Source organism: Allobosea sp. 05L423, from assembly GCF_056397745.1.
This window is the reverse complement of the sequence record NZ_JBFTOA010000004.1, coordinates 216074-240966: the sequence shown is the minus strand read 5'-3', so window position 1 is coordinate 240966 and position 24893 is coordinate 216074. Positions and strand designations below refer to the sequence as shown.

General features: G+C 66.2%; 26 protein-coding genes. 18 read left to right on the top strand and 8 right to left on the bottom strand.

Annotated elements, in window-relative coordinates:
• Positions 1-21: 21 nt before the first annotated feature.
• The 7 genes from AC1DNE_RS13655 to AC1DNE_RS13625 all read left to right on the top strand — a co-directional run bounded on the left by AC1DNE_RS13655 (position 22) and on the right by AC1DNE_RS13625 (position 8894).
• Positions 22-1143: an enolase C-terminal domain-like protein gene (locus AC1DNE_RS13655; RefSeq protein WP_441470145.1), complete on the top strand. Its 1122-nt coding sequence runs from the start codon at positions 22-24 to the stop codon at positions 1141-1143.
• A 94-nt stretch (positions 1144-1237) separates the two neighbouring features.
• Positions 1238-2527, top strand: coding sequence for an NAD(P)/FAD-dependent oxidoreductase (locus tag AC1DNE_RS13650; protein WP_441470146.1), 1290 nt, complete (start codon positions 1238-1240; stop codon positions 2525-2527).
• 146 nt (positions 2528-2673) lie between these two features.
• Positions 2674-4428 carry a thiamine pyrophosphate-binding protein gene (locus AC1DNE_RS13645; RefSeq protein ID WP_441470147.1) on the top strand — a complete coding sequence of 585 codons (1755 nt, stop codon included), beginning with the start codon at positions 2674-2676 and terminating at the stop codon, positions 4426-4428.
• Between the two features lie 245 nt (positions 4429-4673).
• Positions 4674-5615, top strand: coding sequence for an ABC transporter permease (locus AC1DNE_RS13640; protein WP_441470148.1), 942 nt, complete (start codon positions 4674-4676; stop codon positions 5613-5615).
• Positions 5615-6496, top strand: a complete 882-nt coding sequence (locus AC1DNE_RS13635; protein ID WP_476841090.1) for an ABC transporter permease — start codon at positions 5615-5617, stop codon at positions 6494-6496. Before AC1DNE_RS13640 ends, AC1DNE_RS13635 begins: the two co-directional genes overlap by 1 nt.
• 2 nt (positions 6497-6498) lie before the next feature.
• The gene (locus AC1DNE_RS13630; RefSeq protein WP_476765664.1) at positions 6499-7263 is read left to right on the top strand and encodes a glycerophosphodiester phosphodiesterase; all 765 of its coding nucleotides are present in this window, start codon (positions 6499-6501) and stop codon (positions 7261-7263) included.
• 71 nt (positions 7264-7334) lie between these two features.
• Positions 7335-8894 (top strand): ABC transporter substrate-binding protein, encoded by a 1560-nt coding sequence (locus AC1DNE_RS13625; RefSeq protein ID WP_476841089.1) that lies wholly within the window; start codon positions 7335-7337, stop codon positions 8892-8894.
• A 201-nt stretch (positions 8895-9095) separates the two neighbouring features.
• Here the strand turns inward: AC1DNE_RS13625 and AC1DNE_RS13620 are convergent, their stop codons facing one another.
• The 4 genes from AC1DNE_RS13620 to AC1DNE_RS13605 form a co-directional block, all read right to left on the bottom strand.
• Positions 9096-10562 (bottom strand): alkaline phosphatase family protein, encoded by a 1467-nt coding sequence (locus tag AC1DNE_RS13620; RefSeq protein ID WP_476765662.1) that lies wholly within the window; start codon positions 10560-10562, stop codon positions 9096-9098.
• 31 nt (positions 10563-10593) lie between these two features.
• A complete protein-coding gene (locus AC1DNE_RS13615; RefSeq protein WP_476765661.1) occupies positions 10594-11577 on the bottom strand; it encodes an ABC transporter ATP-binding protein in 984 nt (327 codons plus the stop codon).
• Positions 11574-12584: an ABC transporter ATP-binding protein gene (locus AC1DNE_RS13610; RefSeq protein WP_441470154.1), complete on the bottom strand. Its 1011-nt coding sequence runs from the start codon at positions 12582-12584 to the stop codon at positions 11574-11576. Before AC1DNE_RS13610 ends, AC1DNE_RS13615 begins: the two co-directional genes overlap by 4 nt.
• A 262-nt stretch (positions 12585-12846) precedes the next feature.
• Positions 12847-13146, bottom strand: coding sequence for a type 2 periplasmic-binding domain-containing protein (locus AC1DNE_RS13605; RefSeq protein WP_441470155.1), 300 nt, complete (start codon positions 13144-13146; stop codon positions 12847-12849).
• On the opposite strand from AC1DNE_RS13605, the gene AC1DNE_RS13600 reads away from it, so the two are divergent.
• Complete coding sequence (locus tag AC1DNE_RS13600) at positions 13145-13420, top strand: hypothetical protein (RefSeq protein ID WP_441470156.1); 276 nt, start codon at positions 13145-13147, stop codon at positions 13418-13420. The genes AC1DNE_RS13605 and AC1DNE_RS13600 overlap by 2 nt on opposite strands.
• A 190-nt stretch (positions 13421-13610) precedes the next feature.
• Here AC1DNE_RS13600 and AC1DNE_RS13595 read toward each other — a convergent pair whose 3' ends face one another.
• Positions 13611-14519: a LysR family transcriptional regulator gene (locus tag AC1DNE_RS13595; RefSeq protein WP_476765660.1), complete on the bottom strand. Its 909-nt coding sequence runs from the start codon at positions 14517-14519 to the stop codon at positions 13611-13613.
• A 135-nt stretch (positions 14520-14654) separates the two neighbouring features.
• Here AC1DNE_RS13595 and AC1DNE_RS13590 point away from each other — a divergent pair, with 135 nt between their 5' ends.
• Genes AC1DNE_RS13590 through AC1DNE_RS13565 form a run of 6 tightly spaced genes read left to right on the top strand, consistent with a single transcriptional unit; the run spans position 14655 to position 19533 of the window.
• The gene (locus AC1DNE_RS13590; protein ID WP_441470158.1) at positions 14655-15314 is read left to right on the top strand and encodes an RraA family protein; all 660 of its coding nucleotides are present in this window, start codon (positions 14655-14657) and stop codon (positions 15312-15314) included.
• Positions 15311-16531, top strand: a complete 1221-nt coding sequence (locus AC1DNE_RS13585) for an aspartate transaminase (RefSeq protein WP_441470159.1) — start codon at positions 15311-15313, stop codon at positions 16529-16531. Before AC1DNE_RS13590 ends, AC1DNE_RS13585 begins: the two co-directional genes overlap by 4 nt.
• A gap of 13 nt (positions 16532-16544) precedes the next feature.
• Complete coding sequence (locus AC1DNE_RS13580) at positions 16545-17357, top strand: ABC transporter substrate-binding protein (RefSeq protein ID WP_441470160.1); 813 nt, start codon at positions 16545-16547, stop codon at positions 17355-17357.
• Between the two features lie 28 nt (positions 17358-17385).
• Positions 17386-18084, top strand: a complete 699-nt coding sequence (locus AC1DNE_RS13575) for an amino acid ABC transporter permease (protein ID WP_441470161.1) — start codon at positions 17386-17388, stop codon at positions 18082-18084.
• Positions 18084-18794 carry an amino acid ABC transporter permease gene (locus AC1DNE_RS13570; RefSeq protein WP_441470162.1) on the top strand — a complete coding sequence of 237 codons (711 nt, stop codon included), beginning with the start codon at positions 18084-18086 and terminating at the stop codon, positions 18792-18794. Before AC1DNE_RS13575 ends, AC1DNE_RS13570 begins: the two co-directional genes overlap by 1 nt.
• A gap of 7 nt (positions 18795-18801) precedes the next feature.
• On the top strand, positions 18802-19533 hold the full coding sequence (locus tag AC1DNE_RS13565; RefSeq protein ID WP_441470163.1) for an amino acid ABC transporter ATP-binding protein: 732 nt from the start codon (positions 18802-18804) through the stop codon (positions 19531-19533).
• Positions 19534-19728: 195 nt separating this feature from the next.
• On the opposite strand, the gene phhA is transcribed toward AC1DNE_RS13565, so the two are convergent.
• Together phhA and AC1DNE_RS13555 are read right to left on the bottom strand one after the other, a co-directional pair.
• On the bottom strand, positions 19729-20604 hold the full coding sequence (gene phhA / locus AC1DNE_RS13560) for a phenylalanine 4-monooxygenase (RefSeq protein ID WP_441470164.1): 876 nt from the start codon (positions 20602-20604) through the stop codon (positions 19729-19731).
• Between the two features lie 393 nt (positions 20605-20997).
• The gene (locus AC1DNE_RS13555) at positions 20998-21204 is read right to left on the bottom strand and encodes a hypothetical protein (protein WP_441470165.1); all 207 of its coding nucleotides are present in this window, start codon (positions 21202-21204) and stop codon (positions 20998-21000) included.
• 478 nt (positions 21205-21682) lie between these two features.
• On the opposite strand from AC1DNE_RS13555, the gene AC1DNE_RS13550 reads away from it, so the two are divergent.
• Positions 21683-22216 carry an Hsp20/alpha crystallin family protein gene (locus tag AC1DNE_RS13550; protein ID WP_476766656.1) on the top strand — a complete coding sequence of 178 codons (534 nt, stop codon included), beginning with the start codon at positions 21683-21685 and terminating at the stop codon, positions 22214-22216.
• Positions 22217-22387: 171 nt separating this feature from the next.
• Complete coding sequence (locus AC1DNE_RS13545) at positions 22388-22585, top strand: hypothetical protein (protein ID WP_441470167.1); 198 nt, start codon at positions 22388-22390, stop codon at positions 22583-22585.
• Positions 22586-22638: 53 nt separating this feature from the next.
• Here AC1DNE_RS13545 and AC1DNE_RS13540 read toward each other — a convergent pair whose 3' ends face one another.
• Positions 22639-23112 carry an NUDIX hydrolase gene (locus AC1DNE_RS13540; protein ID WP_441470168.1) on the bottom strand — a complete coding sequence of 158 codons (474 nt, stop codon included), beginning with the start codon at positions 23110-23112 and terminating at the stop codon, positions 22639-22641.
• A gap of 113 nt (positions 23113-23225) precedes the next feature.
• Between AC1DNE_RS13540 and AC1DNE_RS13535 the strand changes: the two genes are divergently transcribed.
• Together AC1DNE_RS13535 and AC1DNE_RS13530 are read left to right on the top strand one after the other, a co-directional pair.
• A complete protein-coding gene (locus tag AC1DNE_RS13535) occupies positions 23226-23627 on the top strand; it encodes a phasin family protein (protein WP_441470169.1) in 402 nt (133 codons plus the stop codon).
• 249 nt (positions 23628-23876) lie between these two features.
• Positions 23877-24860, top strand: a complete 984-nt coding sequence (locus AC1DNE_RS13530; RefSeq protein WP_441470170.1) for a zinc-dependent alcohol dehydrogenase family protein — start codon at positions 23877-23879, stop codon at positions 24858-24860.
• Positions 24861-24893: the final 33 nt, after the last annotated feature.

The following is a 24893-nucleotide window of genomic DNA, read 5'->3' as shown; positions in this document are numbered from 1 at the left end:
CCTAGAGAAGAGTTCGATACCATGGAAACAATCAGCAATCTCCGCGTCTTTCTGATCGAAAGCCCGATCAAGATGGCGAGGCAACAGGGTGTCGGCGACGTCAAGGGCACGGTGAAGCGTGTCCTGGTCGAGTTGACCTCTTCATCCGGCATCGTCGGATGGGGCGAGGCGGCGCCGTGGGAAGTGTTCACTGGAACGGCCGAGGCCGCCGTTGCGGCCATCGACATCTATCTGCGTCCGCTTGTCATCGGCGCCCGGGTCGACCGGATCCGCGCACTGACACTGCAGATGAAGAAGGCTCTCGTCGGCCATGGCGAGGCCAAGCTCGCGATCGAAACCGCAATGTTCGACATTCTCGGGCAATCGTCGGGGCTCTCGATCGCCGATCTGCTAGGCGGCCGCGTTCGTGACACCATCCCCCTCTCCTTCTCCATCGCCGATCCAGACTTCGACGCGGACATGCGGCGAATGGAAGAGATGGTTCCGCAGGGCAACCGGATCTTCAAGGTGAAGACCGGGGTGAAAACCCATCAGGAGGACGTGGCGCACCTCGAAGCGATGCGGAACGCCTTCGGCGACCGGATCGATCTGCGCATCGATTACAATCAGGCCCTGCAGCCATTCGGCGCGATCAAGAAGCTACGTGACGTCGATCAGTTCAAGCTGACCTTCATCGAGCAGCCGGTCCCACGAGATTGCCTGGCGGCCATGGCGTCTTTTACTGCGGACCTGGACACCCCGATCCTGGCCGACGAGAGCTGCTTCGACGCGCGCGACTTGCAGGAGATCATCAGGCTGCAGGCAGCCGACGCCATCTCGGTTAAACTGATGAAAACCGGCGGCATGCTCAACGCACAGGCGCTGATGGCGCTGGCGGATCTCGCCAGCATCCCCGGCTACGGTGGAACGCTGTACGAGGGCGGGGTCGCGCTCGCGGCCGGAACACAGTTCATCGCGGCGACACCAGGCATTTCGCTCGGCTGCGAATTCTACATGCCTCACCATGTCCTCACCGAAGACGTGCTCGAGGAGAAGATCCAGAACCGCAACGGCGAAGTCGTCGTGCCCGATGGACCGGGTCTGGGAATTCGCGTGTCCGAGCGCTCGCTGAGATCGAACGCGCGCGTTCTCGCAGAGCGCTGACGCCCGACTGAAAACACCGCCGCTTTTCCTTGCCGCTCACGGTCCTGCCGTGACGGAGACGAGAACTCTTGCCCAAATGCCGGGGGAAATGGCCATGCCCAGCGCCGCCAGAACGCACACATTGGTCATCGGCAGCGGCATCATTGGCGCCTGCAGTGCACTGGAACTCGTGCGCGCAGGCCATGCCGTAACTCTGATCGACACCGGCGAGCCGGCGGGCAGGCAGTCCGCAAGCTATGGCCATGGCTGCTGGATCAGCCCGGCATCGGTCGTCCCGATGTCGATGCCCGGCCTCTGGAAAAAGATCCCGGGATATCTGCTGAACCCGAAGGGCCCCCTCGTCATTCGATGGCGCCATTTTCCGCGTCTCGTGCCGTGGCTGATTCGTTTCCTGTGGGCGGGCTCCTCCATGCCGCGCGTCGAGGCAACCGCCCGCGCGCTGAGCCATTTGCTTCATGACAGCCCCGCACGTCACCGAGCGTTGAGCCAGGAGATCGGCGTGCCGGATCTGATCCGCCGCGAAGGGCTGCTCTATGCCTATCCCGACCGGAGCGCGTTCGAAGCTGAGGCCCTGTCCTGGCATCTGCGGCGGATGACCGGCCTGCGATGGCGAGAACTTGACGCCAGCGCGCTAGCCAACCGGGAGCCTGGCCTCGATCAGCACTACACGTTCGGGATCCTCGCCGAGGACGGCGCTCATTGCCTGGATCCTGCAGCTTACGTCTCCAAGATCGTCGAAACCGCTTGCGCGCAGGGCGCAAAGGCGATCCGCGCCAAGGCGAACGGATTTGTATTCGACGGGGAGCGGCTTGTCGGCGTCCAAACCGATGTCGGCTTGATCAAATGCGACCAGGCGGTCATCGCGGCCGGGGCATGGTCGAAAAGGCTGGCGAGCGGTGCCGGCGATAACATTCCGCTCGAAAGCGAGCGGGGCTATCACGGCGTCATTCCCCTGAACGCGGGAGGACCGCGCCACCCGGTCATGCCGAGCGACGGCAAGATGGCGAACACGCCGACGCTGGCGGGCCTGCGCCTTTCCGGCCAGGTCGAGCTGGCATCGGTCGATACGCCCCCGAACTGGAGCCGCGTCGATATCCTGATCGGCCATGCCCGCAGGACCTACCCTGCGCTGACCCGGATGCAGGAGCTGAGCGTCGACAAATGGATGGGGCATCGCCCATCGACGCCAGACGGCCTTCCGGTCATCGGGAGATCCACGCGATCCCCAAACGTCTTCTACGCCTTCGGGCATGGTCATGTCGGCTTTGCCTCGGGCCCGGTGACCGGACGCATCGTGGCCGAGCATCTGGCGGGGCTCCCCGGCGCCTTCGACATCGACCCGTATTCGCCCCGGCGCTTCGGGCTCGGACGGATCGAGCCATGAGGGCCGGCATCGTCGGCTGCGGCATCTCGGGCAAAGCCGCCGTTCCGGGCACGCGGCTCCCGAATACGAAACAGGCCGTCCGCTTCCGGGCTCAACGGCCCCGTCGATAGCCAAGACATTGCAAGACATTGAAGGAGAAATCGGAAATGCGTGGCGCAGATATCCTCGTGGAGATGCTGATCGGCTATGGCGTCGAGGTGGTCTTCGGCGTGCCGGGCGACACGAACGTGCCGTTCTACGAAGCGCTGCAACAGCACGAGGGCCGCATTCGCCATGTCATGGCGCGCGACGAGCGTTCGGCAGGCTACATGGCCGATGCCTATGGCCGCTTCACCAAGAAGCCGGGTGTCTTCGAGTGCCCGTCGGGCGCCGGCGCCATGTATTCGCTGCCCCCGGTCGCCGAATCCAACGCCTCCTCGGTCCCGGTCATTCTTCTGACGATCGACATTCCCCTGCCGGGCGAAGGTCGCGGCGTCCTGACCGAGCTCGATTGCGCTCGGCTTTTCGAGCCGATCACCAAGATGTCCGTGCAGGTGAAGTCGGCGGAGAAGCTGCCTGAGATCATCCGCCGCGCGTTCCGCGTCGCCTGCTCCGGCAAGCCCGGCGCCGTTCACCTGCAGATCCCGGAGGATATGCTCCTGGCCGAGGTCGATCCGGCTCGCATCTCCATGCATGTCGAGGCGGAATGCATGGAGTTTCCAGCCTATCCGACGCTCCCTGCCCCGGAGAAGCTCGACACGCTGCTTGCTCAGCTGACCACCAGCAAGCGGCCGCTGATCGTCTCGGGCGGCGGGGTCAATCGCTCCTGCGCCGGCGCGGAAGTCACCGCGTTGGCGGAACGCCTGAACATTCCGGTCTGCACAACGATGACCGGACAGGGAACCATGCCTGACGACCATCGACTCGCGGTCGGCGTCATCGGCGACAACGGCTTCCACCCGCATGCCAATTGGGCCCTGGAACATGCCGACTTCGTGCTCTTCGTAGGCTCCCGAATGGGCTCGGTCGTCACCATCGGCTGGACCTTCCCCAAGATCACCCTGAACAAGCGCGTCGCCCAGATCGACATCGATCCCGAGATCATGGCGAACAACTATGAGAACGTGGTGTCCGTCCAGGGCGATGCGAGCCTCGTCCTGCGACGCCTGATCGACATGGCTCCCCCCAACAATGACGCCGGCAGGACGCAGGAGTGGGTGGATGAACTCAACGAGCTGCGCGCGAATTTCTGGGCGAACGCCGAAACCCTGCTAAGCTCGGAGGCGACGCCTCTGCGGCCGGAACGGGCGGTGCGCTGCTTCAATGAGGCTCTGGAGCTCTACGGCAAGCCCGCTCACATCTACTCGGACGCGGGTACGCCAACGCCTCACATGACGCGCTTTCTCAAGCTCAAGGATCGCAGGACGCGCTTCGCCATCCCGCGCGCCTTCGGCGGCCTCGGTTCGGCGCTGCCCGCAACTGTCGGCGCTTGGTTCGCGGACAAGGAGCGCAGGCCCATCGGCATGTTCGGCGATGGCTCATTCGGGATGTCGGTCGGCGAATTGGAGACGCTGGTCCGGCTACAGGTTCCAGCCATCCTTTTGCTGTTCAACAACGGCACCTTCGGATGGATCAAGGGCCTGCATCGGCTGAAAGGTCATAACCAGTGCTTCGGCGTCGATTTTACGCCTCCGCGCGGACAAGCCATCGCCGAGGCCTTCGATGTGAAAGCCTGGACGGCGACGAACTCCGAGGAACTCGACGCGGCGCTGGCCAAGGCCTTCGCCTACACCGACGGGCCGTGCCTGATCGATATCCACATTGAATCGATCGCCGATCGTGTGCCGCCGGTTTATTCATGGCTGACGAAGCGTGGCAAAGATCCGCTGAGCGTCGAGGCCGAGGAAGTGCGCTACTTCTGACGAGCAGAGATGCATCGGGGCGGCGATACGACCGCCTCGCCGCCGTCTGCATTGCCGCAACCGTCAGCAACTGGCTATGAGCCGAACCCTAAGCAGGGGGAGGGAAAGAGGACATACGGAGACAGTGCGCGAGCCCAGTCTCGATCCGGTCATCGCGGCGGAAAGCGTGCGCGACAAAGGTTCGTCATCAATCTGTCGTGGAGCAGCTTGCAGAACCACGGTTCTGCAAGCTGCTGCCGAGTCTGATGTTCCGTTTTCTTTCTCTCCGCCTGTTGCGTGCCCTCCTGACCGTGACGATCTGCGTGTCGGCCGTTTTCATCGCGCTGCGTCTGGCGGGTGATCCCGCCGACATCATGCTGTCGATCGACACGCCACCGGACGTCCGGGCCTACTATCGCGAGCTGTGGGGCCTCGACCGGCCGCTGGCCGAGCAGTATCTGCGCTATATCGCCAGTGCCGTCCGGGGCGATTTCGGCCTGTCCTTCGCCGACGATCGAGCCGCCTTCGCGGCCGTTATGGAAGCCCTGCCGAAGACCCTCCTGCTCGGCGCCTCGGCCCTGATGCTCGCGCTCGTCGTCGGCCTGCCGCTGGGCATCCTCGCGGCGCTCCGCCACAACCGCGCCGCGGACCGACTGGCCATGGCGGTCGCGGTATTCGGCTATGCGATCCCGGTTTTCTTCCTCGGCATCCTCCTGATCCTGCTCTTCGCGCTGAAGCTGCGTGTGCTGCCTTCGGCCGGCTCGGAGAGCCTCTGGCACCTCATCTTGCCGGCCGTGACGCTCGGCCTGCCTCTCGCCGGCCGCTTGGCACGCTTCGCTCGCACCGCGACGCTGGAAGTGCTCGGCAAGCCCTATATCCGGGCCGCGCGCGGGCGAGGCGTGATGCCGCTCGCTGTGATCATCCGGCATGCCCTGCCCAATGCGGCGGTGCCGCTTTTGATGTTCATCGGCATCGAGATCGGTCACATCCTCGCCGGGAGCGCGGTTGTGGAGACCATCTTCGCCTGGCCCGGCATCGGGCGGTTGCTGGTCGACTCGGTCTCGACGCGGGATCTCGCCGTCGTCCAGGCCGTGATCTTCACGGTGACGGTGATCATGGTCGGCGCCAATCTCCTCGTCGACATCGTGCACATCCTGATCGATCCGCGGCTCGGCGGCTTCTCTCGCGCCATGGGCAAGCCGGCCTGATGACAGCTCTCGACCTTCCCGCCGCTCCGGCTCCTGCCACCCGTGCCCGCAAGAATGCGATGTCGCCGGTGGTAAGGCTCTCGGCCGGTTTCCTGCTCTTCATCGTCGTCGTGGCGCTGCTGGCCGACTGGCTGGCCCCGCTGCCCTACACCGCACAGAACCTCGCCGCGCGGCTGAAGCCGCCTCTGACGGAAGCCGGCGGCACGATATACTGGCTCGGCACCGATCAACTCGGCCGCGACATTCTCAGCCGCATGATCTTCGCCGTCCGCAGCTCGATTTTGATCGCAGTGATGGGCACGCTGATCGGCGCGGTCGTCGGCACCTTCCTCGGCTTCGTGGCGGCGCGCCTGCGGGGCTTCGCCGACCAGGCCATCATGATGCTGGTCGATGCGCAGGCCGCGATCCCCGCGCTGTTTCTCGCGCTGACGATGCTCGCCTTCTTCGGCAACAACATCGTCCTGTTCATCATCCTGGTCAGCATCGACGGCTGGGACCGCTACACGCGGCTCGCGCGCGGGCTCGTGGTCTCCGAGCAGGAAAGCGACTACATCAACGCCATCGAAGCCTTGGGCGCGGAGCCCTCCCGGGTCATCCTGCGCCATCTCCTGCCCAACATCGCGGCGGCGCTGGTGGTCCAGGCGACGCTGAACTTCCCCGGCACGATCCTGCTCGAAACCTCCCTCTCCTTCCTTGGGCTCGGCGTGCAGCCGCCTGGCACCTCTCTCGGGCTGATGCTCGGCGAAGGGCGCCGCTATCTGCTCAACGCCTGGTGGATCGCGGTCTTTCCCGGGCTGGTGATCTTCTTCACGACGCTCTCCATGAGCGTGTTCGGCGACTGGCTGCGCGATCGCTTCGACCCGACGAGCGACAGGCATTGAGCATGGCGATCGCAAATCTCGGCGCGTCTCATCCGCTGGCTATCGCGCATCGCGGCGGCGCCCTGCTCGGACCGGAGAACACGGCTGAAGCCTTCCGCGCTGCTGCGGCGGCGGGCGCGGCGATGGTCGAGACCGATCTGCGCCTGACGGCCGACGGGGAGCTGGCCTGCCTGCACGACGCCGATCTGACGCGGCTCGCGGGCGACAGCCGCCCGGTCGCGGACACCGACCTTGCTACCCTGCGCGCGATGTTGCCGGACTTGCTGACACTCGACGAGGCGATCTCCGCATCGGCTCCGCTCGGCCTGCTGCTCGACGTCAAGCTGCTGGACGTGGCGATCCTGCCGCCCATCCTGGCCGTGCTCACCGCGAAAGAGGCGCTGCAGCGCTGCGTATTGGGCCTCCGCGACAGCGCTCTCCTGTCGGCAGCGCGCCGGCTTTCGCCGAATGTCGCACTGCTCGCCTTTGCGACCGACCCCGATGCGACGGCCGAAGCAAAGAAGGCCGGAGCGGCCTGGTTCCGGCTCTGGCAGGCCGATGCGACCGAGGAGCGGATGGCGTCCATCCGCACTGCCGGCATGCGGTCGGTGATCATGGTCGGTCAACCGCGCTCGGTCGCCCTGCCGGGCTACCCGCCCTTCCCGGTCGGGCGCATCGATGCCGACGGCATCCGCCGGGTCACCGCGTTGCGCCCGGACGCGGTCATGCTCGACGATCCACGCCAACTCATTGCCTCGCGCGCTGTCACGGCCCTGTCGCCAAGCTGAGTCAAGGCAGCGGGACCGGCGCGCCGCTCCGATCCGCGCGCCGCAACAGCTCGACACGAGAAGGCTCAATGATGACGATCTCCCGCCGCCGTTTCCTGGAAGGTGCGGCCGCCACCCCGGTCCTGCTCGCCGCGCCGCTGGCGTTCGCTGCCGGCGATACCCGGCCGAACTTCACCGTCGCCGTCGCCGACCTGCCGGCCACGCTCGAGCCGGCTCGCGAGCTCTCCAATGTCGGTACCCGCGTCACCTATTCGATCTTCGACACGCTGATCCGCCGCGACTTCCTGGGCGCAGCCGATGGCGGCGGCTCGGAGCTGAAGCCGCATCTCGCGACGAAGTGGGAACGCGTTTCTCCGCAGGAGCTGGTCGTCACGCTGCGCCAGGGCGTCAAGTTCCACAATGGCGACGAGCTGACCTCGGAAGACGTGGCCTACACCTTCCGCGAAGGCCGCCTCTGGGGCGACAAGGCGCAGATCCCCGGCGGCAAGCCGTATTTCGGAATTCTCGCCAGCGTCGAGCCGATCGACCGCTACAGCGTCCGCTTCAGGACGAAGGTTGCCGATGTGCTGCTGGAGCAGCGCCTGGCATCCTGGTGCGCCTGGATCGTCAACAAGCGCGCCTATGAAGCCATGGGCTTCGAGGCCTATTCGCGCAAGCCTGTCGCGACCGGGCCCTATCGCGTCGTCTCGCACTCGGCGGCGGATGCGACGGTTCTCGAAGCCTTCGACGACTATTTCATGGGCAAGCCCACGGCGAAGCGCGTCACCTTCAAGCGCGTGCCTGAACTCGCTGCCCGCGTCGCCGGCCTGGTCGCGGGCGATTACGATCTCATCACCAATATCCCGCCCGATCAGATGGGCGTCGTCGGCGGCTACAAGGACATCGACGTGCGCTCGGTCGTGCTGGCCAATGTCCACGTGCTCGCCTTCAACGAGCAGGACAAGGTCCTCGCGGACAAGCGCGTCCGGCAGGCGCTCTGCTACGCGATCGACCGCCAGAAGCTGGTCGACACGCTCTGGCAAGGCACGGCCCAGGTTCCGGCCAGCCACAACTTCCCGGAATACGGCCAGATGTTCGTCGAGGGCCGCAAGCTGCCTTACGACCCGGCGAAGGCGAAGGCTCTGCTGAAGGAAGCCGGTTACAAGGGCGAGCCGGTCGTCTACCGCACCCAGGCCAACTACTACACCAACGCGCTGGAGGCGGCGCAGATCCTGGTCGAGCAGTGGAAGGCCGTCGGCGTCAATGCCTCCCTGCAGGTCGTCGAGAATTCCGCGCAGCTGCGCGGCCCCGGCGTGCAGATCTTCAACTGGTCGAACTCGACCCGCCTGCCCGATCCGTTGGGCTCGATCTGGGTCGCCTGGGGTCCGGCCGGCGAAGCCCAGGTCTCGAAGTTCTGGACCTCGGCGCAGGCCTTCAACAAGGCCGGCACGGCGCTGGAGGCGGAGGTCGATCCGGCCAAGCGCAAGGCGCTCTTCACCGAGATGCTCGACAGCTGGGAGGACGAAGCCCCGGCGACGATCCTGTACCAGCCGAGCGAGGCCTACGCGATCAAGAAGTCGATCGGCTGGCGGCCGACGACCTTCTATTTCATGGATCTGCGCCCGGACAATCTCAGCTTCGCCAAGGCCTGAGGCTTCGGTCTGCAACCCAAGATTGGAAAAGGCGGCCGTGGGCCGCCTTTTTTTTACTTTTCCGGAGAGGTGCGGGTCATCCCGGCGGGAGCGAAGCGCAGAGCCGGGATCGATGCCTGAACCTCGATCGGAAGCACTACAGCATGGATCCTCGGCTCAAGCCCGGGATGCCGGCGGGGCTCTCTGAAAAACCGCCAGAGGCTACTGCCCGCCGCCGAGGATGAAGCGGCGGCCGTCCTGCTCGACGACATCGACATGCTGGGCGAAGGCGCCCGCTCCCGCCGAATGCCGCACGACGCGCGCCTCCTGCCGCGCCGGCTGCGCGAGGTTGCGGCCGAGCATGCTGTCTGCCGGTGCCAGCCCGAGCAGGCCGAGCACGGTCGGGCCGATATCGATGATCCCAGCCGGCTCCTGCGAAACCGAAGCGGTTTCGTTGCCGCCAAGGATCAGCACGGTGTTCAACTCGTGCGGATTGATGCCGCCATGCATGCCGCCGCCGAGCGGCACATCCCCGGGCGTCATCGCCCCAAGGCCGGGCAGCCCATACTGGTCCGGGTCGAGGCTCGATTTCAGGATGAACATCAGTTCGGGCCGGCGCGCGGCATGGCCAGCGCCCATCAGGGCGAGCGAGAGCGTGCCTGCGACCTCGCCCTCGACGCCGTTGCGGTCCGGCGAAAAGACGTGGCCGACTACGGGATGCTGCATCAGCCACGCGGCAATACGGTCGATCTCGCCGCGATCGCCATCGCGCAGACGGATCTCGCCGCTGATGCCGCCGGTCGCGACCAGCGTCGCGCTGTCGATCACCTTCGCCGCACTGAGATCGAATCCGGCCTGCAGCGCCGTCTCGAACAGCGGTTCCACCGAGCCTGTCGAGATCTGGCCATGGTCGGAGGCGGCGATCACCGCGATGCGCTCAGAATCCGGCTGGGCCTCGACCCAGTCGAGAATGGTTCCGAAGGCCTTGTCCGCCTCGCGCAGTCCGGCCATCGCCTCCGGCGATCCCAGGCCCCGATAATGGAAGGTGGTATCCGGCTCGTTGAACCAGATCAGCGCGACATCCGGCTGGAGCTCCGGCAACACGAGATCCGTCATCACGCGGCCGCCATAGGCGACCTCCTGCAGCCGCGGCAACTCGCGCTCCGGCAGAGGGCCGAGCCGTTCGATCGCCTGCTCCACCGCCTCCGGCGTCTGCGTCGCGCCGGCGCCGTGCATGGAGAAGGTCCAGTGCCCGTTGGCGCGGGCGCGCGGATTGATGAAATGCGCGGAACCGGCCGAGCCGGTATGCACGACAGCCAGCCGCTTGCCCGCACGGGCCAGCATGTCGCCGAAGGTGTCGGCGGCGAGCAGGCGGCCGTCATGATGGGCCTCCGCACGGCGGATCATCGCGACATCGCTCGTGTCGAACATGCGGTCGGCGATGGCGGCGCGATGATAGAAGGCGTTGCCGACGATGCCATGCACGATCGGCGGCGCACCGGCTGCGATCGAGCTCGTCGCCACGCGGGTGACCGACGGGAAGACGCTGCGCGCCCGGCGGAACCATGTCCCGCGCGCAACCAGCCGCATGATGTTGGGGGTCAGCTCGGGCGTGACGAGGTCCGGCCGCAGGCCGTCAAAGACGGCGATGACGACGCGGTCGGTGGTCGGCTGGTCAGGGCGGCTCATCTCGTCTCCGGTGCAGGCAAAGGCTATCAGGTCAGGCAGCGGCCGCCGCCGGTGAGGCGGCGACCAGATGGCAGGCGGCGAGGCGGCCATCGGCCACGGCCTTGAGCGTCGGCGCCTCCTCCCGGCAACGGGCCACCGCACGTGGGCAGCGCGGATGGAAGGCGCACCCCCGCGGCCGATCGACGGGATTCGGCGGATCGCCCTTCAGAATGATGCGCCCCTGCGTGCCGCGCAACGGTGTCGGCACGGCCGAGACCAGAGCCTCCGTATAGGGATGAGCCGGCGCATGGAACAGCGCGTCCGGCGGCCCTTGCTCGACGATGCGGCCCAGATACATCACCGCAACCTCGTCGGCGGTCTGCCGGACCACCTTGAGATCATGGCTGATGAAGAGATAGGCCATGCCGAAGCGGGCCTGCAGGTCCTGCATGAGGTTGATGACCTGGGCCGCGACGGAGACATCGAGTGCCGAGATCGGCTCGTCGCAGACGAGCAGCACCGGGTCGAGCACCAGCGCGCGGGCCAGCACGACGCGCTGACGCTGCCCGCCGGAGAGTTCGTGCGGATAGCGTCCGAAGAGATCCGGCCTGAGGCCGACCGCGTCGAACAGCGCGAGCGCCTTCTGCCGCCGCGCGTTCTCGTTGTCCTCGAGCCGGTGGATGGCCAGAGGCTCGACGACCTGCTGCCCCACCGGCAGACGGCGATCGAGCGCGGCGAGCGGGTCCTGATGTACCATCTGCATCCGCCGACGCATGGCGCGCCAATCCCGGTCTCGCAGCGCCGTGACCGGGGCGCCCTCGAAGGTGATCTGTCCGCGCGTCGCTGGCAGCAGGCCGAGCGTCAGCTTCGCGGTGGTGGACTTGCCGCAGCCGGACTCCCCGACGATGCCGAGCGTCCTGCCGCGCTCGAGCGAAAAGCTCACGCCATCGACGGCGTGCAGGATCCGGCGCTCGCCTCCAGCCGTCGAGACGGGATATTCACGCGATAGGTCGCGAACGTCGAGAAGCGGCGTCATGCTGGCACCTCAGTCTGGCGAGGCAACGTCGCGGCGGGAAGCAAGCCATCTCCGGACACCGGCAGCTCATCGAGTCGCAGGCACGCCGCCCGCTGGTCTTGCCCGGCAAAGACGAGCTCCGGCAGCGCGCGGCCGCAGCGCTCGGCGGCAGCCGGGCATCGCGGGGCGAAGGCGCATCCTGCCGGAATGGCGGTCGGCGCGGGAACGGTTCCGGGGATCGGCGTCAGCCGCTGGCGTGGGCCGTCGAGTGTCGGCAAGGCCGCGAGCAGACCCTGCGTATAGGGGTGACGCGGACGCGTGAGCAGGTCGCGCGTTGCCGCCGTCTCGACGATCCGCCCGGCATACATCACCGCGATGCGATCGCAGAGATCGCCGACCACGCCGAGATCGTGCGAGATCAGGATGAGTGCCATCCCCGTCTCGCGGCGGATGTCGCGGATCAGGTCGAGCACCTGCGCCTGGATGGTGGCGTCGAGCGCCGTCGTCGGTTCGTCGGCGACAAGCACGTCGGGCTCGCCCGCCAGGGCAAGCGCGATCATGACGCGCTGGTTCATGCCGCCGGAGAACTCATGCGGGTATTGCCTCAGCCGCCGCGGGCCATCGGCGATGCCGACGCGATCGAGAAGGCGCAGGGCTTCCCTGCGTGCAGGCTCCCCCGTCAGGCCGCGGTGCAGGCGCAGCACCTCGGCCAGCTGCGTGTCGATGCGCTGCACGGGGTTCAGCGCACTCGAAGGATCCTGGAAGATCAGCGCGATACGGCCGCCGCGAATGCGCGCGAGTTCGCGTTCGGACAGCCCTGCCAGGTCGCGCCCATCGAGCAGGGCTTCCCCGCCTGTCGTCACGCCCTGCCCCAGCAGGCGCAGCGCCGCGAGCCAGGTGATGCTCTTGCCGCACCCCGATTCCCCGACGATGCCGAGCGCTTCGCCTTTGGCGACGGATAGCTCGATACCGCGGACGATCGGCACGTCGCCCCGAATCGAGACGGTGAAATCGTGTAGGCGGAGCAAAGGCGCGCCGGCGCTCGCCGCGGCGAGTGCCGAGACGGACGCCGCAGGCCGATCCGGCGTTGGAACTGATGTTGGCTGCATGGCGGCTGGCATACCGCCGGCCTCATGACCGTCTTGTGACGAGGCCCTCAGAGGTTCAGCGCGACCCACAATTTGCGCCTGGCTGGCCAGCCACGCAGACGCGCCGTTCCCCGGGTGGCGCTGGCTATAGCGCGCCGGTAGAGCTGGACCGGCGCCCTGTCGAGCGCGATCGGGCCCTCGGTTACATCAGGGGGCGACAGGTCCCCGATAGGCCAAGGGGGGCGATCCGGGACCTTTCCTTGGCAACCACAGAGGCTACGGCGGAGAAGGCAGCCACGCTGCCCAGGCTGCGGGTCTCGCGCCGCGTAACGAGATACTCCCCGGCCACGATCTCGAAGTCAGAGACGGTGATTGCCCTGAGCCGAGGGTCGAAACCTCGCTCCTGATCGAGCACGATGCCGATGCCGATCCCCGCCGCAACCGCCTCCTTCACCGCTTCACGGCTGCCGAGGATGAAGCCAGACGGTATGGAAACTTTCATGCGCAACCTCTCCAGCAAGATGATCGCGCGTCTCGCCGCGACGGCGACATTCGCGCTCGCGAGCGGCGCTGCCCTGGCCACGCAGGTCGTGATCTACAACGCCTCCGACTGCGTCAACAGCGCGCTCGTCCGAGCCCGTATGGAGGGCGGTCTCTCGACGACCTCCATGGGCGACGCCAGCATCGGGTTTTCCTTGCCGATGACCGTCAGCGATTCAGAGCTCGATCTGATATTCGAAGCCGTCCGGAAAGTGGCCGAGGCGATCCAACGCTGAACGTCGGATCGTCCGCGCGCCGTCGGATATCGACAAAGGCTTCGGCAGCAGCCCCACCTGCGGCGAGTTCGGCGCGCGGTCGCCGCGGTTCGACAACGCCGTTTGCGGACGCTGGATGACCGCTGCGAAGTCCAGCCCGGGCTGACGTCTCCAAGCTGCGGGCACGCCGCGCTGGCGTGCAACCCGACGCCTAATCGCTCGGCAGGCTGCGAGCGGTGAAATCGCAGCATCGCTGCGCGATGGCGGCGACGCGCTCGGCCAATGGCGAAATATCGCCCTTGCGATGCACGGCGTAGTAGCGCAGCGGCGGGATCGGCGGCTCGGTCTTGATGACGCGCAGGCGGCCGCGGGCGATCTCCGAGCCGAAATGGCTGGCGGTCAGGAAGGTGACGCCGAGCCCGGCCGCGGCGAGCGCCGCCAGGACGTTCAGGCTGTTGCACTGGACCACGCGATTGGACTGCAGCCCGTTGGCAGCCGCCCAATCCAGCACCAGCTTCTGCAGTCCCGAGCCATAAGTCTGGCTCAGGATCGGGTACTTCGCCATCTCACCCAGCGGGATCACGTCCTCCTGCGGGCCGAACCCAGGCGCCGACACCCATTCGAGCTGGACGGAATCGAGCGGCAGCATGGCGAAGTCGGTGCGCTGCGGCGGGTCGAGACCGATGGCGAGATCGAGCTCGTTGGCGCCGAGCTTGCCGAACAGGTCGACGCTGGCGGCAACTTCGGGCACCGGCACGACATTGGGATAATCCTGTTTCATCGCGACGATCAGCTTGGGCAGCCAGGTCAGGGCGACGAGTTCGGTCGTGCCGAAGCGGAAGGGGCCCGAGAGTGTCGCGGCGCCCCCAGCCGCCTCGCGGAAGCGCGGCTCCAGCGCCAGTAGCTCGGCGGCGATCGGCAAGCTCGCCTCGCCGGACCGCGTCAGACGCAGGACGTGGCTGGCACGGTCGAAGAGCGGCCCACCGACCACGGCCTCGAGCTCGATGATCCGCTTCGATACGGTCGATTGCGCCAGATGGAGATGGCGCGCCGCCTCGGTGAAGCCGCCGAGCCGGGCAGTCCAGTAGAAGGCCTCGATCTGCCTCAGGCTCGCTGGCATCGCTCTCCCCGCCTTCTCTGCCGCCGCGTTTCCTAATGAAGAAAAGCGATCGATGCCGAGAAATATATTCGCTTTCTGTCATCGGCACCATGTCACATAATTTCTGTAATGACTCCCTACGGGACAGAATCTTCCATGCCGCTGATCGGTCATCGCAATAATCCAAGCGGCCTCGCCGTCCCCCGCGCGATCCTCGACGGTTTCCGGGACGCTCCGGTCTCGATCATCTCCGACGTGATGAACCGCCTGCACGGGACCAAGTCGCTGCGACCCTATCATCGCTCCGGCCGGCTCCTCGGCACGGCAGTGACGGTCAAGACCAGGCCCGGCGACAACCAGACGCTGCATCGCGCCTACGAAGTGCTGCGGCCGGGCGATGTCCTCGTCGTCGATGGCGGGGGCGACCTGATCCAGGCCCTGGTCGGCGAGATCATGATGAGCCGCGCACGCAAGATGGGCGTCGCCGGCTTCGTCATCGACGGCGCGATCCGCGACGTCGACGCGTTCCAGCAATCGGATTTCCCCTGCTACGCCCGCGGCGTGACGCATCGCGGCCCCTATAAGAGCGGGCCGGGCGAGATCAACGTGCCGATCGCGATCGACGGCATGGTGGTGATGCCGGGCGATGTCGTGGTCGGCGATACGGATGGCGTCGTCGCCTTCGATCGCGCCGATGCGGCCGAGCTCCTCGCCTTGGTGCGCCAGCAGGAAGAGCGCGAGGCAAACGCGCTCGCCGCGATCGCGGAGGGACGCGTCGACACCTTCTATATGGGTGCCGAGAAGGCCGCGCCGTGACCGCGCCTGCGATCTCACTCTCCGCGCGCGTCAGCCGGATCAAGCCCTCGCCCAGCATGATGGCGCGCCGGCGCGCCCAGGAGCTGCAGGCGCAGGGGCACGACATCATCGACCTGACCACCGGCGAGCCCGATTTCGACACCCCTGCCCATATCCAGCAGGCTGCGAACGCCGCCATGGCCGCCGGCGAGACGCGCTATGCACCGGTCAACGGCACGGTGCGCCTGCGCAAGGCGATCGTCGCCAAGTTCGCGCGAGAGAACGGGGTCAGCTACGCCCTCGACCAGATCGTCGTCAGCAGCGGCGCCAAGCAGGTGATCTTCAACGCGCTGGCGGCAACCATCGGCAAAGGCGACGAGGTTGTCATCCCCACGCCCTATTGGGTGTCCTATCCAGACATGGTGCTCGCCTGCGACGGCACGCCGGTGACAGTAGCCTGCGGCGAGAATGCCGGCTTCAAGCTCACCGCCGCGGCGCTGGAGGGCGCAATCACGCCGCGCACGCGCTGGCTGATCCTCAACACGCCCTCGAACCCGACCGGGGCCTTCTACGCCGCTGCCGAGATGACGGCGCTGACCGAGGTCCTGAAGCGCCATCCGCAGGTGGCGCTAATGACCGACGACATCTACGAGCATATCCGCTTCGACGACGGCGAGCCGGTCTGCCCGATCGCGATTGCGCCGGAGCTGCGCGAGCGCACCCTCCTCGTCAATGGCGTCTCCAAAACCTATGCGATGACCGGCTTCCGGATCGGCTATGGCGCCGGCCCGAAGGCGCTGGTCGAGGCGATGAACGTCATCCAGTCGCAGACGACCTCCGGCGCCGCCTCGATGTGCATGGCAGCGGCCGCGGCAGCGCTCGAAGGCGATCAGAGCTTCGTCGAGGAGGCGCGCGCCGCCTATCGGCAGCGACGCGACCGGGCGGTCGAGCTGCTCGACGCAATCGACGGGATGAGCTGCCTGAAGCCCGACGGCGCCTTCTACGTCTATCCGAGTTGCGCCGGCCTTATCGGCCGGCGCCGGGGGGACGGGCGGGTGCTCCAGAGCGATCTCGACGTCGCGCTCTACTTCCTCGAAGCGGCGGGCGTCGCCGTCCTCGACGGCTCGGCCTATGGGCTCTCGCCCTATCTGCGCCTGTCGATCGCGACCTCGCTCGCCACGATCGAGGACGCCTGCGCGCGCCTGAAGCGGGCAAGCGAAGCTCTGCAACGACCATAACAAGGGGATAAGGATGAAGGTCTTTTCGGTTCTCGGCCTCGCGGCCGTCCTCACCGCCGGCCTCGCGGCCACCGCCCAGGCCGACCAGCTCGCCGACATCAAGGCGCGTGGCAAGCTGATCTGCGGCACGCTCGGCACCTCCGAGCCGTTCTCCTTCCAGCATCCGCAGACACGCGAGATCGTCGGCTATGATGTCGACATCTGCAAGAAGGTTGCGGAGGCGGTCGGCGTCCCGCTCGAGCTGAAGACGATCGCGGTCGAGGCCCGCATCCCGGAACTGCTGCAGGGGCGGGTCGACATCCTTGCCGCCAATCTCGGCTATACGCCTGAGCGCGCCCAGCAGATCGACTTCTCCTATTCCTATTTCGTCAGCCAGCAGAAGCTGCTGACCACGAAGGAGTCGGGCATTACGACGATCGAAGGGTTCGGCGGCAAGAAGATCACCGCGCTCAAGGGCTCCACCTCCGAGCAGGGCGTGCGCCGGCTGATCCCGACCGCTGAGACCGTGACCTTCCAAGACACCTCCGCCGCCTTCCTGGCCCTGACGCAGGACAAGGTCGACGCCTTCTGCGCCTCCGAACTGATCCTGGTGAAGCTCGCCAAGCAGTCCAAGGTGCCGATGATCGTGGTCGAGAAGTCGCTCTTCGTCGAGCCGTGGGGGCTCGGCCTGCGCAAGGGCGAGGCGGCCTTCAAGGCTCTGGTCAACGAGACCCTCGCGAAGGCCACCGGCTCGGGCGAGATCGACAAGACCTTCTCGAAGTGGTTCGGGCCGGACACCGCCTTCAACATCCAGCGCGACTACAAGATCGAAGAGATCAAGGGCTGATCTGCAGCGGCGCCTCGGGAACCAGTCGATGACCTATGTCTTCGATCTCGGCAGCGTGCTGAGCGGGAAATATCTCGACTGGTTCCTGACCGGGCTTGCCACCACCCTGGCTCTGACGGCGGTGGCCTGGTGCCTCGCCATGACGATGGGGATCGTCCTGACCCTCATCAGGATGATCCCGTTCCCGCCGCTCGGCTGGTTCGTGGCGCTCTATGTCGAGTACCACCGCAACGTGCCGCTGCTGGTCCAGCTTTTCGTCTGGTATTTCGGCGTGCCTTCGCTGCTGCCACGCCCGGCCCGGCAATGGATCAACGCCCATCACGGCGAATTCCTGTTGGCGGCGGTCGCGCTCGGCCTCGCCGCGGCGGCTTATGTCGCCGAGGATATCCGCAGCGGCATCCGCTCGATCCCGAAGGTGCAGTACGAGGCCGCCCGTTCGATCGGCTTCGGCTATCTCGGCGCAATGGGCTATGTCGTTCTGCCGCAGGCGCTGCGCATCGCCGTGCCGCCGCTGATCAACCAGACGCTGCTCCTGTTCAAGAACACCAGCCTCGCCATGGCGATCGGCGTCGGCGAGCTGACCTATCGGACCCGCGAGGTCGACAGCTACACCTTCAAGACCTTCGAGGCCTTCGCGGTCGCAACCGCGATCTATCTCGCCATCTCCTTCGGCATCATGGCGCTGGGCAGCTGGTGCGGCCACCGCCTCAAGCTCGAGATGCGCTGATGCTCGAGATCCTGCAGAACAACTGGCTGCTCTTCCTGGTCGGGCAGTATCCGCACGGGCCGATCGGCGGCCTCACCATGACGCTGTTCATGGCCTCGATCTCGCTGGCGCTGTGCTTTCCCTTCGCCATCGCGCTGGCACTCGCCCGCTTGAGCCCCTGTCGCTGGCTGCGACTGCCGGCGACCGTGATCGTGCATACGGTGCGCGGCCTGCCGCTGGTCATGTTCATCTTCTGGGCCTATTTCGTATCGCCGCTGATCATCGGCCGGGCGGTCGGCGGGGTCGAAACGCTGGTGATCGCGCTCGTCGTCTACGAGGCGGCCTATCTTTCCGAGATCATCCGGGCGGGCATCGAGAGCCTGCCGAAGGGCCAGGTCGAGGCGGCGACCTCGCTCGGCCTGCGCTACTGGCCGACGACGATCCAGGTCGTGCTGCCGCAGGCGCTGCACAACATGCTGCCGAGCATGGTCAGCCAGTTCGTCTCGACCATCAAGGAGACCTCGCTCGGCTACGTCATCAGCGCCCACGAACTCACCTTCGCGGCCGCCCAGGTCAACAATGTCCTGCTGACGCAGCCCTTCGAGGTCTATGGCATCCTGGCGCTGACCTATTTCGCCCTCTGCTTCGCGCTGACATCGCTGGCGCGCCTCATCGGGCGGCGCATCTCGGCCGGCCGTGGCGGCACGCCCGGCATCGTGATCGCGGCGTGAGGCAAGCATGATCCGCTTCGAAAACGTCGACAAATGGTTCGGGGCGCTGCAGGTGCTGGCCGACGTCTCCGGCGAGGTCCGCCGCGGCGAGGTGAAGGTCCTGGTCGGCCCCTCCGGCTCGGGCAAATCGACTTTGATCCGCACCGTCACGCGGCTCGAGACGATCCAGGGCGGGCGCGTGCTGATCGACGGCGCCGACGTCGCGGCCCGCAGCCTCGACATCAACGCGCTGCGCCGGCGAGTCGGCTTCGTCTTCCAGGCCTACAACTTGTTCCCGCATCTCACCGCGATCGGCAACATCACGCTCGGCCTGACCAAGCTGCGCGGCATGTCGAAGGCGGCAGCGCATGAGCGCGCCATGGAGGAACTCGCCTGCGTCGGCCTGACCGAAAAGGCGAACGAGATGCCCGGCATGCTCTCGGGCGGACAGAAGCAGCGCGTCGCCATCGCCCGCTCGCTGGCGATGGACCCGGCGGTGATGCTGTTCGACGAGCCGACTTCGGCGCTCGATCCGGAGATGGTAGGCGAGGTGCTGGCCGCGATGAAGCGGCTCGCGGCGGCCGGCATGACCATGATCTGCGTCACGCATGAGATCGGCTTCGCTCGCGAGGTCGCCGACGAAATCTGGTTCATGGAAGCCGGCAGGGTGATCGAGCGCGGCAGGCCAGCAGAGCTGACGCATGCCGCCGCTTGTCCGAGGCTCGCAGCCTTCCTGCGCATGGTCGGTCATCACCGATAGGCTTCAGGCTGCCTTTCCCGAGCAAGCCGCGCCTCGAACGCGGACTGGCTCGGGCCGCCCCGAGCTGTTGGCGCTCGTTCCGCGCTTCGTTCGGCCTTGGTATGCCTGTGAGAACGGTTCTTGTTTCGCCCCCAAAAAAGCCCTTCGAGGCCGGCACTGCCACGCTCGAAGAGCTGGCCGGCGTCGGACTAGACCTCACTTCAGCTTCGTCTTCGCTGCCGGGAAATCGCGCCAGAAATGGCCGGTGCCTTTCCGGATGACCACGTCCTGCGGCAGGATGTCGAAGGGCGTGTGGGCCGGCAAGGCGCGCAACTCCTCGAAGCGGTTGGTGAAATCGGTGCCCCTGAGCAGGTCGAACAGGTCCTCGAAGCGGTCGATGACGAAATAGGTCGCCTGGAAATCGTCGATGTAATAGCCGGTGCGCAGCACGCGCTCGAGATCGAAAGCCAGGTGGTGGGCGGAGGGGTCGTCCACCACGTATTTCGCCTCGCCGAAGGACGAGACGATGCCGGCGCCGTAGATGCGGATGCCCTCGGGCTTGCGGATCAGCCCGAATTCGATGGTGTACCAGTTGAGGCGGGCGAGGAACTTCACCCCCTTGGTCTCGACGGCGACCAGTCCGATACGGCCATATTCGTTCATGTAGTCGGCATAGGCGGGATTGGTCAGCAGCGGCACGTGGCCGAAGACATCGTGGAAGATGTCGGGCTCCTCCAGATAGTCGAGCTGCTCGCGGCTGCGGATGAAGGTGCCGGCCGGAAACTGGCGGTTGGCAAGCATCTGGAAGAAGGGGCGCGACGGGATCAGCCCCGGCACCGCCACCACCTCCCAGCCGGTCAGCCGCCGCAACCGTTCGTTCATGCGCGCGAAATTCGGCACGCCTTCGGGGCCGATGCCCAGCGCGGCGAGGCCGTCGAGATATTCCTGGCACACATGGCCCCTCAGGGTCCGCAGCTGACGCTCGAACAGCACGCCCCAGATGGCGCGGTCCTCGGCGGTGTAGCGCTCCCAGCCCTGGTCGATGATGCAGTCCTCGACGGTCTGCGCAGTCAAAAGAGCATGTCCGGACATCGGTTCACTCCTGAGAGCCGGCCCCCAACTCCGGCAGCGAGGCTCCGCATAGCCATAACGAGCGACATGGCCTCGCAGATCCGGCAGCGCCGGGAGTGAATCCAGAATACCCCCTTGGCGGCCAGGCGCGAAGGACGTGAAAGCTTCAGAGCTGCGCTCCCTGCCTGCAGGAGAAAGTGGCCGTGCAGCTACCGGTGGGGCTGCGGCTCTCCAGTTTGCGTGGTTCCGCATGCGGCTTCGCAGGCCGTTTGACAGCTGGCGTGCGATGCAAAGAAAGCCGGTGCCAGCCCACGCGGCCACCTCCGTGGAGCGGCTCGCGATTGCCAGTAGGGTCGGGAAGGACAGAATCTACCGCCGCTTCCGGTCAAGGCGCGCCTTGTTCGCAGTCTATCATCAATCCTGTCTCTTGTTGGGATGCTGCATTTCCCAGTCGCGGACCGCCTCCTTGAGCGCTTCCAACTCGCGGAAACTGCTCCCATCCTGCACCGAGAGCGCCTTGATGCGGTGTTTGACGAGCGCGTAGTCTTCAACTGTCTCGATCGTGAAGCTAGGCGGGTCTGACCTGCAGGATTCCCGCCCGTGTTTGATTGCCGTTTTCATGGGCGACCTCCGCGGACGATGGAGCGTTCGATAATTGATACTCCAGATTTAAGCGCCGGCATTTGCGCCATATCAAACCGATCGCCGCTGCAGGATGGCCGCTGCGCGCGGCACTCCGCCTCCGCAGCCTTATCGCCGTGGCCTCCCACGGCCGACGCGGGGCCCGTCGTCTGCTCCCGGCCAGGCAGACCTCCGAACGCGAGCCAATAGTCGGGTTCCGGCCCAGGTGGTCAGATGGTGCCCACGTCGAGGAAATAGACGGAGCCGGATCGCCGTCATCTCGCAACCCGCCAGCCCGTATCCCTGAGCTTCCGAGCCGGCGTTTTTTTGATTTCTCTCAAAGTGGCGGACATCGATGCGTGTTTGGATCACTCATCGTCCCCGGCTGGCAGGGTGCCACGCGCCGGGCTTCGATCGAGCGGCGCGAGCGCGCAATCCGCGGAGTGACGCCGCCCGCCAAGTCTCACAGGAGGCGATCATGGCAGAAGCACCAACCAAACTCCCGATCAAAAGCGAAACGCGCAAGCCTGGCCTCCCTCAATCCGAATTGGTCGGATTCGATCGCTTCTGGAGCGAGATGGATCGATTGTTCGACAATTTCGGCTTCCGTCCGGGCCGGCGGCCCTTTGCGGCTCCGCTATCCCTCGATTTGTCTCTGCCCCGCTTCGAACGCTGGGGGAGCGTCCCTGCCGTCGACGTTTCCAAGACGGACACGCTCTACGAGATCACGGCGGAGCTCCCGGGCATGGCGCCGGCTGACGTGCAGGTCAAACTCTCGGACGGGCTCCTGACGGTCAGTGGAGAAAAGAAGAGCGAAAAGGAGCGCAAGGACGAAGATGCTTATGTCTCCGAGCGGCACTACGGCTCGTTCCTTCGCTCGTTCCGGCTGCCGGACGATATCGTCGCGGACAAGATCGAGGCTCGGTATGCGAATGGCGTTCTGAGCATCACCGTGCCGCGGCGGGCCAAGGCTCAGCCAAAGGAAGACGTCATCCCGGTCAAAGCGGCCTAACTCGACCGGAAGCCCTCGCCGGCCGGCGCAGTTGAAATTCTCATGAACCAGATTGCTCGCCGCGCCGGCCTCTCGAGCTGAAGACGGCCCCGCATGCCAGAGCGCCCGTCCGCGATCACGAGATCATCGCAAGCATCCGGGTGATTGGCTGGATGATGTCGAGGAGCGGCCATGCTTGCGACACAACTCACGAAGCATGAAGAGCGAAGCATTCGAAGAACCCACTCCGCGTTGATCCCTGCCTACATCTTGCGCGATGACGGCAGCGTCATGAAGTTCTGGCCAAGCGGACATGTCGAGCAGATCGTTCCCCCGCGCGGCGACGACGCTTGTCAGGGCGTCAAAAGAAGCGAGAAAGCGACCAGCTAGCGAGAAGAGGCCACCGGCGGCGCAGCCATCGGGCGGCCTCAAAGCAAGGCCGCTCACGCGCGTTCGTCGACCAGCTTTCTCTCAAGACGGTCAAGAAGTTCGCGTTGCGCCTCCAGGATGCGCAGCCGGGCCTCGGGAAGCGAAAACCACGCCGCCCGGTCGATCTCGGGAAAGCGGCGGATATGACCGCTGCCGCGCGGCCATTCCATCTCGACCTCACTACTGCAACGAGCCTGCTCCGCCGCCAGATCGCCCCTCAGCGCAAAAGCTTCAACGACCTTCCCCGCCCGTTGCTGAATGCATCCGAGCGCAACCAGGGGGCCGGTCGGCACCGTCCCCAATTCTTCTGCGAACTCCCGTCGCGCCGTTTCCTGCGCCGTCTCGCCCGGCTGCGGCTCGCCCTTGGGGATAGACCAGGCGCCTAGATCCTTGCGCTGCCAGAAGGGACCGCCCGGATGGACGAGAAGGACCTCGGCTCCTTCTTCCGCAAGGCGGTACATCAAGATGCCGGCACTGAATGAAGCCATCAAAAAACCTCGGCCCGCGCCCGAATTTGCGATGTGTCAAGGACCGGGCGACGCGGCCCGAGGAAACTCCGCACTGCCGCAGCTCAGGCGGCCGAGACAATCAGGAGGTTCACATGCCTACGATGAAGCCTGTCTCCGACTCCCTCGCTGCCGACCAGATCGGGGCCACAGCGATGATCAATGAAGGAATGCAGATCGTCAAAACCCAGCTCGGCTCGGCAACCGTGCTGCCGCAGAAGATCTGGGAAGCCCAGTTCGCCATGGTCTCCGAAGTCCTGGCCTTCATGGGGCGCCGAATGCAGGCCCAGGCGGAATTCTGCGCCAAGCTCGGTCGCTGCAAGGAGATCGCCCAGGCGGTCGACGCCCAGCAGGATTTCGCCAAAGGCGTCGGAGGCGCTTACGCCGACGAGGCAGAGAGACTGTCCACGCTCGCCCGCCAGAACATGGACGCCTGGACCGGGATCAGCACGCAGTACGCGTCGAACTGGACGAGCGCCCAGAAGGCCGCGGCCTGAGAGGCGCCCTCGAGCCCGTCCGAGCTGCGCCTCGCCGGTCAGCTCGGACGGCTCATCCGGCAGCCTTTGCCGTTCGATGTCATGATGCCGAAGCGGCAGTCGGTAGCAAAGGTCGCCCCGGACTGCCGTCAAACCGGCAGAAGCGGTTCGCAAACATGCACCCTGAGAGCCATATACTCCTTGAGCTTGATCAAGGCCGGCTCGGTATAGCGCCGGTACCGTTCCGTTGCGCGCTGGCCGGAGAAGCCGATGAGAGCGATGGTTCTGAAGGTTCCGGGTCAACCGCTTGTCGAGGAGCGACGCCCCGATCCAGTGCCCGCGCCCGGGGAGCTGCGCATCCGGATCGAGGTATGCGCAGTCTGCCGCACCGACCTGCATGTCGTCGACGGTGAATTGCCCGGCTTGAAATGCCCGCGCGTGCCGGGGCACGAGGTCGTCGGCCGGGTCGATCTGATCGGCAACGGCATCGCGCGCGAGCTGCTCGGCCGGCGGGTCGGCCTCGGCTGGCTGGGGCACACATGCGGACATTGTCGCTATTGCCGCAGCCTTCGGGAAAACCTGTGCGACGAGCCGGAATTCACCGGCTACACGCGCGATGGCGGCTTCGCCACTCATGTCATCGCCGACGCGGCCTATGTCTTTCCGCTGGACGGCTTTGACGATCCGGTCGCGGCCGCGCCGCTGATGTGCGCGGGGCTTATTGGATGGAGGAGCCTGCGTAGCGCCGGCGCGGCCCGGCGGGTCGGCCTCTACGGATTCGGGGCTGCCGCTCACATCCTCGCGCAGATTTGCCATTGGCAGGGCCGCGAAGTCTACGCCTTCACGCGCCCGGGCGACGAAGCGGCGCAGGCCCATGCGCGCGCGCTTGGAGCGTGCTGGGCCGGCAGTTCGGAAGACAAGCCGCCCGAGCCTCTCGACGCGGCGATCATCTTCGCTCCCGTCGGGGCGCTCGTTCCATTGGCCTTGAGCGCGGTAGCCAAGGGCGGGCGCGTCGTCTGCGGCGGCATCCACATGAGCGACATTCCGAGCTTCGGCTACGACCTGCTCTGGCAGGAGCGAGAGCTCGTCTCGGTCGCCAACCTCACCCGGGCGGATGCAACCGAGTTCCTGGGAATCGCCCGGCAGGCCGGGATCGTCACCAAAACCACCGCCTATCCTCTCGAAATGGCGAACGAGGCCCTGTCCGATCTGCGTGCCGGCCGATTGCAGGGCGCCGCGGTCCTGGTGCCGTGAGGCTGCGCGCCATCATCGCCGCGGCTTTCGCCC

Coding starts and splice junctions, on each gene's coding strand:
- AC1DNE_RS13655 (WP_441470145.1), top strand. CDS start 22: ATGGAAACAATCAGCAATCTCCGCGTCTTTCTGATCGAAAGCCCGATC.
- AC1DNE_RS13650 (WP_441470146.1), top strand. CDS start 1,238: ATGCCCAGCGCCGCCAGAACGCACACATTGGTCATCGGCAGCGGCATC.
- AC1DNE_RS13645 (WP_441470147.1), top strand. CDS start 2,674: ATGCGTGGCGCAGATATCCTCGTGGAGATGCTGATCGGCTATGGCGTC.
- AC1DNE_RS13640 (WP_441470148.1), top strand. CDS start 4,674: ATGTTCCGTTTTCTTTCTCTCCGCCTGTTGCGTGCCCTCCTGACCGTG.
- AC1DNE_RS13635 (WP_476841090.1), top strand. CDS start 5,615: ATGACAGCTCTCGACCTTCCCGCCGCTCCGGCTCCTGCCACCCGTGCC.
- AC1DNE_RS13630 (WP_476765664.1), top strand. CDS start 6,499: ATGGCGATCGCAAATCTCGGCGCGTCTCATCCGCTGGCTATCGCGCAT.
- AC1DNE_RS13625 (WP_476841089.1), top strand. CDS start 7,335: ATGACGATCTCCCGCCGCCGTTTCCTGGAAGGTGCGGCCGCCACCCCG.
- AC1DNE_RS13620 (WP_476765662.1), bottom strand. CDS start 10,562: ATGAGCCGCCCTGACCAGCCGACCACCGACCGCGTCGTCATCGCCGTC.
- AC1DNE_RS13615 (WP_476765661.1), bottom strand. CDS start 11,577: ATGACGCCGCTTCTCGACGTTCGCGACCTATCGCGTGAATATCCCGTC.
- AC1DNE_RS13600 (WP_441470156.1), top strand. CDS start 13,145: ATGCGCAACCTCTCCAGCAAGATGATCGCGCGTCTCGCCGCGACGGCG.
- AC1DNE_RS13605 (WP_441470155.1), bottom strand. CDS start 13,146: ATGAAAGTTTCCATACCGTCTGGCTTCATCCTCGGCAGCCGTGAAGCG.
- AC1DNE_RS13595 (WP_476765660.1), bottom strand. CDS start 14,519: ATGCCAGCGAGCCTGAGGCAGATCGAGGCCTTCTACTGGACTGCCCGG.
- AC1DNE_RS13590 (WP_441470158.1), top strand. CDS start 14,655: ATGCCGCTGATCGGTCATCGCAATAATCCAAGCGGCCTCGCCGTCCCC.
- AC1DNE_RS13580 (WP_441470160.1), top strand. CDS start 16,545: ATGAAGGTCTTTTCGGTTCTCGGCCTCGCGGCCGTCCTCACCGCCGGC.
- AC1DNE_RS13575 (WP_441470161.1), top strand. CDS start 17,386: ATGACCTATGTCTTCGATCTCGGCAGCGTGCTGAGCGGGAAATATCTC.
- AC1DNE_RS13570 (WP_441470162.1), top strand. CDS start 18,084: ATGCTCGAGATCCTGCAGAACAACTGGCTGCTCTTCCTGGTCGGGCAG.
- AC1DNE_RS13565 (WP_441470163.1), top strand. CDS start 18,802: ATGATCCGCTTCGAAAACGTCGACAAATGGTTCGGGGCGCTGCAGGTG.
- phhA (WP_441470164.1), bottom strand. CDS start 20,604: ATGTCCGGACATGCTCTTTTGACTGCGCAGACCGTCGAGGACTGCATC.
- AC1DNE_RS13555 (WP_441470165.1), bottom strand. CDS start 21,204: ATGAAAACGGCAATCAAACACGGGCGGGAATCCTGCAGGTCAGACCCG.
- AC1DNE_RS13550 (WP_476766656.1), top strand. CDS start 21,683: ATGGCAGAAGCACCAACCAAACTCCCGATCAAAAGCGAAACGCGCAAG.
- AC1DNE_RS13545 (WP_441470167.1), top strand. CDS start 22,388: ATGCTTGCGACACAACTCACGAAGCATGAAGAGCGAAGCATTCGAAGA.
- AC1DNE_RS13540 (WP_441470168.1), bottom strand. CDS start 23,112: ATGGCTTCATTCAGTGCCGGCATCTTGATGTACCGCCTTGCGGAAGAA.
- AC1DNE_RS13535 (WP_441470169.1), top strand. CDS start 23,226: ATGCCTACGATGAAGCCTGTCTCCGACTCCCTCGCTGCCGACCAGATC.
- AC1DNE_RS13530 (WP_441470170.1), top strand. CDS start 23,877: ATGAGAGCGATGGTTCTGAAGGTTCCGGGTCAACCGCTTGTCGAGGAG.